At 69.2% G+C, this 5,900-nt stretch carries 6 protein-coding genes; all 6 read left to right on the top strand.

Annotated elements, in window-relative coordinates:
• Nucleotides 1-111 precede the first annotated feature (111 nt).
• Nucleotides 112-1,137 carry a 4-hydroxyproline epimerase gene (locus tag ACYP5B_RS47490; protein WP_459574319.1) on the top strand — a complete coding sequence of 342 codons (1,026 nt, stop codon included), beginning with the start codon at nucleotides 112-114 and terminating at the stop codon, nucleotides 1,135-1,137.
• An 8-nt stretch (nucleotides 1,138-1,145) separates the two neighbouring features.
• Entirely contained in the window at nucleotides 1,146-2,309 is a 1,164-nt protein-coding gene (locus ACYP5B_RS47495; RefSeq protein WP_459574320.1) for an NAD(P)/FAD-dependent oxidoreductase, read from the top strand.
• On the top strand, nucleotides 2,306-2,569 hold the full coding sequence (locus ACYP5B_RS47500) for a (2Fe-2S)-binding protein (protein WP_459574321.1): 264 nt from the start codon (nucleotides 2,306-2,308) through the stop codon (nucleotides 2,567-2,569). Before ACYP5B_RS47495 ends, ACYP5B_RS47500 begins: the two co-directional genes overlap by 4 nt.
• Complete coding sequence (locus ACYP5B_RS47505; protein ID WP_459574322.1) at nucleotides 2,566-3,873, top strand: FAD-dependent oxidoreductase; 1,308 nt, start codon at nucleotides 2,566-2,568, stop codon at nucleotides 3,871-3,873. The genes ACYP5B_RS47500 and ACYP5B_RS47505 overlap by 4 nt, the downstream gene beginning before the upstream one ends.
• 52 nt (nucleotides 3,874-3,925) lie before the next feature.
• Entirely contained in the window at nucleotides 3,926-4,831 is a 906-nt protein-coding gene (locus ACYP5B_RS47510; RefSeq protein ID WP_459574324.1) for a helix-turn-helix domain-containing protein, read from the top strand.
• A 206-nt stretch (nucleotides 4,832-5,037) separates the two neighbouring features.
• Nucleotides 5,038-5,900, top strand: an 863-nt coding sequence (locus ACYP5B_RS47515) for a dihydrodipicolinate synthase family protein (RefSeq protein ID WP_459574326.1), incomplete at its 3' end; no start/stop codon positions are given.

Genomic DNA, 5,900 nt, shown 5'->3' on the forward strand with positions numbered 1-5,900 from the left:
CGACTATGCCGATTTCGTCATCGCTACTGGGGGAAAGCGACAAGTCAACGGCGGGCGGCCATGCCACGCTGTGGGGATCGTCCACACTTGGCCCCCACAGGCAGATCCGCCATGCGTCCGAGCGTCACTTCCCCCTCCGTCACCTCCGCCACCTCCACCATCTCCTCCCCGCGGTCTTCCACCCTCGCCAGCCGGCCGATCAAGGTGATCGACTCCCACACCGGCGGCGAGCCCACCCGCCTGGTCATCGACGGTTTTCCCGATCTCGGCGATGGCAGCATGGCGGCACGGCTGGACCGGCTCGCGCGCGAACACGACCGCTGGCGCACCGCCACCGTGCTTGAGCCGCGCGGCAGCGACGTGATGGTCGGCGCGCTGCTGTGCCCGCCGGTTTCCGCCGATGCCTGCGCGGGCGTGATCTTCTTCAACAACAGCGGCTACCTGGGCATGTGCGGCCATGGCACCATCGGGCTGGTCGCCTCGCTGGCGCACCTCGGGCGCATTGGCCCGGGCCGGCACAAGATCGACACGCCGGTGGGCAGCGTGGAGACGACGCTGCATGAAGATGGCTCGGTCAGCGTGCGCAATGTGCCCGCGTGGCGCCACCGGCAAGCGGTGGCCGTCGACGTGCCAGGTCATGGCCCGGTCATCGGGGATGTTGCGTGGGGCGGCAACTGGTTCTTCCTGTGCGAAGACCATGGCCAGCGCATCGCCCGCGACAATCTCGATACGCTGACCACCTTCGCATGGGCCGTGCGGCAAGCGCTCGAGCACGCGGGCATTGCCGCCGAGAACGGGGCGCCGATCGACCATATCGAATTGTTCGGTGCCCCGGAAGACGCCGATGAAGCCGACAGCCGCAATTTCGTGCTGTGCCCCGGCAAGGCCTATGACCGCTCGCCCTGCGGCACCGGCACCAGCGCCAAGCTCGCCTGCCTGGCGGCGGATGGCAAGCTGGCGCCCGGCGCACAGTGGCGCCAGGCCAGCGTGACCGGCAGCCGGTTCGTGGCGCACTACGCGCTCGCCGGCGAGCCCGGCCGCATCATCCCGACCGTGCATGGGCGCGCCCATGTCTGCGCCGAGGCGACGCTGCTGATCGGGCACAACGATCCCTTCGGCTGGGGCATCGCGACGTGAGGCCGGCGATGCTGTCGACACCGGAGCAGGCGCAGGCTTGCGGCGATGTGATCGTGATCGGCGCCGGCATCGTGGGCGCTGCCTGCGCTTTTGAGCTGGCCGGGCAGGGGCTGGACGTCTGCGTGCTGGACAGCCGCGGCGGCGGCGCCACCCACGCCGGCATGGGCCATCTGGTGATGATGGACGACAACGCGGCCGAGCGCGAGCTATGCACTTACTCGCTTGGGCTGTGGCGGGAGCTGGCCCACGATATGCCGGCCGCCTGCGCGTATCGCCAGTGCGGCACCCTGTGGGTGGCCAGCCATGCCGCGGAGCTGGAACTCGCCAATCTTCGGCATGACGCGCTGCGCTCGCAAGACATCCCGTGCGCATTGCTGAGCGCCAGTGAACTGGCCCGGCAGGAGCCCATGCTACGGCCAGGCCTGGCGGGCGCGCTCAAGGTCTCGGGCGATGCCATCGTCTACGCCCCGGCCGCGGCGTCATGGCTGCTGGCGCGCAGAGCGCCGCGCATCCGCCTGCGGCACGCCACCGTGAGCGCGGTGGCGGCAAACCGCGTCACGCTGGAAGATGGCCGGCGGCTGACCGCCGGCGCGGTGATCGTGGCCAACGGCATCCAGGCCACGCAACTGCTGCCCGCGCTGCCGATCCGCGCCAGGAAAGGCCATCTCGTCATCACCGACCGCTACCCGGCTTGCGTCAGCCATCAATTGGTGGAGCTCGGCTATGCCGCCAGCGCACATCAGAGCGACGGCACCTCCGTCGCCTTCAATGTGCAGCCGCGTGCCACAGGCCAGTTGCTGATCGGCTCGTCACGCCAGTTCGACAGCCTCGACCCTGCGGTGGACACCCGCGTCATGGCGCGCATGCTCCAGCGCGCCACCACCTACCTGCCCGCCCTGGCCGGCATGAACGCGATCCGCTGCTGGACCGGCTTTCGTGCCGCCACGCCGGATGGGCTGCCCATCATCGGCGCCTACCCTGGCCAGCCGGGCCTCTGGCTGGCGGTGGGACACGAGGGGCTGGGCGTCACCACGGCACCCGGCAGTGCGCGCTTGCTGGCGGCACTGCTGCTGGGCCACCGGGCGCCTATCGATCCCGCGCCTTTTTCCTTCGGCCGCTTCGCCCGGGGCATGGAGACGGCGCCTTCGCCCGGGCAGGGAGAGAACGCATGAGACGCAACCTGGCCAAGATCCCGACCGTGACGGTCCTCCTGAATGGCCGCGCACTGCGCGTGCCGGCGGGCATCACCGTGGCAGCGGCGCTAGCGTATAGCGATTTGCCGTTTGCGCGCCGCTCCTGCGGCGGCGAGCCACGCGCCCCGTTTTGCGGCATGGGCATTTGCCAGGAGTGTCGCATGACCATCAACGGCCAGCGCGGGCTGGCGTGCCTGACGGTATGCCGGGACGCCATGGTACTGGAGCGCACGCCATGAGGGCGCGGCGCGCAACAACCGCCGTGCGGACACCGGACCCTCGTCGGCACCAGTACGATGTGCTGGTCGTCGGTGCCGGGCCCGCCGGCATGGCGGCGGCGCGCGCGGCGGCCGAGAGCGGAAGCCGCGTCGCGCTGGTCGATGAAAACCCTGCGCCCGGCGGGCAGATCTGGCGCGATGGCCCGGGCATCCTGCTACCACCACCCGCGCGCAGCCTCCGCCACGCCGTCGCCGCGCACCGCCGCATCGCGTTGTTCGCCTCGACCCGTGTGATCGCGGCGCCGGCACCCCATGCGCTGCTGGTCGAGAACGACGAGACCGCCCTGCATCTTCATTTCCACAACCTGATCCTTTGCACCGGCGCGCGCGAGTTGCTGCTTCCCTTTCCCGGCTGGACCCTGCCTGGCGTCACCGGAGCAGGCGGCTTGCAGGCCATGGTCAAGGCCGGCGCACCGGTCGGGGGCGAGCGCATCGTCATTGCCGGCAGCGGCCCGCTACTGCTGGCGGCGGCGGCCACCGCGCGTCGCCACGGCGCGCACATTGCGCGCATCGCCGAGCAGGCGCCGCTGCCTCGCCTGATGCGCTTCGCCGGCACGCTGTGGCGCTGGCCGGCCAAGGCCGTACAGGCCATTGCCCTGCTGGACGGCCGCTATCGGGCCGGGTCCCACGTGGTGGAAGCGCTGGGCGACGACCGCCTGCGCGCGGTGCGCATCCGCCAGGGCCGCGATACCACGGAGCTTGCCTGCGACCGGCTGGCATGCGGCTTCGGACTCGTGCCGAATACCGGGCTGGCCGCGCTGCTGGGCTGCCGGCTGGATCTCGGCCCTGATGCGATCGGCGTCGATTCACGCCAGCGCACCAGCCTGCGGCACGTCTACGCCGCAGGCGAATGCACCGGCATTGGCGGCAGCGAGCTGGCGCTGCTCGAAGGCATGATCGCCGGCTACGCGGCAGCAGGCGCCGACGACCGCGCGGTCGCACTGGTGGCGTCGCGCGACCGCTGGCGCGCGTTCGCGGAGCAGGTCCGGACCACCTTCACCCTCGACCCCGTGCTCAAGACCCTGGCCCGCCCGGACACGCCGATCTGCCGCTGCGAGGATGTGCCCCTGTCGGCCATCCGCGCGCATCCGGACGCCTGGCAGGCCAAAATGCAAGTACGCTGCGGCATGGGCGCCTGCCAGGGACGGGTCTGCGCCACGGCCAACCGCGTCCTGTTCGGCTGGCCGGTGCCCACGCCGCGCCCGCCGCTGTCTCCCGCGCGCATTGGCACGCTGATGCTGGAAGACAGCCCCGCCCCGCCCTGAGCACGGCGGCCACGGTCCGCGGTTCGCCCAATAGAAGCCATGAGGAGACAATATGCCGCCAGCGCCATCCCTTTCCCGCCCCGCCTTGCCAGCCCGACACGCCGCGCGGACCTGGCAATCCTCGCCCGCACCGGCACCGGCATCGGCATCGGCAAGCCACGACGACGGCGACGACATCGCCCACCTCGTCGACATCTGCGCGGGAATGTCGACGCAGCGCCCCCGCGACATGGCCAGCCTGCTCGACGCGATATCGCTCATCACCCCCTTGCTGAACGCCATTCCCAACGTGGTGTTCTTCATCAAGGATTGCCGCGCGCGCTACCTGGTCGCCAATCTCACCCTCGCCACCCGCTGCGGCTTCAAGCGTGTGGAGCCCTTGCTGGGCAAGACCTCGGCCGAGGTATTTCCGGCCTATCTCGGCCAGCGCTACACGGAACAGGATCGCCGTGTCCTCGAGACTGGCTGCGCCATTGCCGGGCAGCTCGAGTTGCATCTCTATCCCGCGCGCGATGCAGGCTGGTGCATGACCTGCAAGCGCCCCCTGCTCGACAGCAATGGCCGCATCATCGGCATGGCCGGCATCTCCCACGACCTGCAGCTCGCCAGGGATACGCATCCGGCCTACCAGCGCCTGGCGGCCGTCGACACCTATATCCGCGAGCACTACGCGCGTCCCATTGCGCTGTCCGAACTGACCACGCTGACCGGGCTTTCGGCCGCGCAGCTCGAACGCTATTGCAAGCGCATCTTCCACCTGACACCGCGCCAGATGATCCACAAGGTGCGGCTGGAGCGGGCTTCCGAGCTGCTGTCCACCGATATGCCGATCACCGACATTGCGCTGGAGTGCGGCTATACCGATCACAGCGCCTTCAGCCGCCAGTTCAAGGCCCTGACGGGGCTGACGCCGCGGCAGTTCAGGCCGCCTGCCGGGAAGCACGCGGCGCCTGGCTGAGCATCGAACATGCGAGGGCTGCGCGTGATGCACGCGATGCCACGCGATGCGCGTTGTGCCAAGTCGTGACATGTTGTGCCGATTTCGTCCTTCTTCCATGCGGAAAGCCTCAAGCCTGAACGCCGCGCAGCTGCGAACCTGACGATGGGTTAACGAGCAGCGCCGCATCGGCGCGCCCCGCTCTGACAACAACAGGAGAAGACGATATGAGCCGCAACGCGATCCACTGGACCGGCGTGTTCCCCGCCGTCAGCACGCAATTCAAGGCCGACTATTCGCTGGATATCGACGCCACCCACAAGGTGATGCGCAACCTGGTCGCCGATGGGGTATCCGGCCTGGTGGTCTGTGGCACCGTGGGCGAAAACACGTCGATGACCACCAAGGAAAAAATCGCCGTCATCGAGGCCGCGAAGGACGCCGCCAAGGGGCGCATCCCGGTCATCGCGGGCATCGCCGAGTTCACCACCGCCTTCGCCCGGGACATCGTGAACGAAGCAGCCCGGGTCGGCGTCGATGGCGTGATGGTCATGCCGGCACTGGTCTATTCCGCCACTCCGTTTGAGGCCGCCGCGCACTTCCGCTGCATCGCCACGGGCACGGACCTGCCGGTCATGCTCTACAACAACCCGCTGGTCTACCGCAGCGACATCACGCCGGATATCCTGGTGTCGCTTGCCGATTGCGAGAACATCGTCTGCTTCAAGGATTCCTCCGGCGATACGCGCCGCTTTATCGACCTGCGCAACGCCGTGGGCGATCGCTTCGTGCTGTTTGCAGGGCTGGACGACGTGGTGCTCGAGAGCATTGCCGTGGGGGCCGAAGGCTGGATCTCGGGGATGTCCAACGCCTTCCCGAAGGAAGGAGAAACGCTGTTCCGCCTGGTCCGGCAACAGCGCTTCGACGAGGCGCTGGCGCTGTACCGCTGGTTCATGCCGCTGCTGCACCTCGACTCGCGCCCTGACCTGGTCCAGTGCATCAAGCTGTGCGAGGCGCTGGCCGGGCGCGGCAGCGCGGTGACGCGGCCGCCGCGCCTGCCGCTACAGGGCAAGGCGCTGGAACAGGTCAC

The sequence above is a fragment of the Cupriavidus sp. 8B genome, assembly GCF_054589115.1.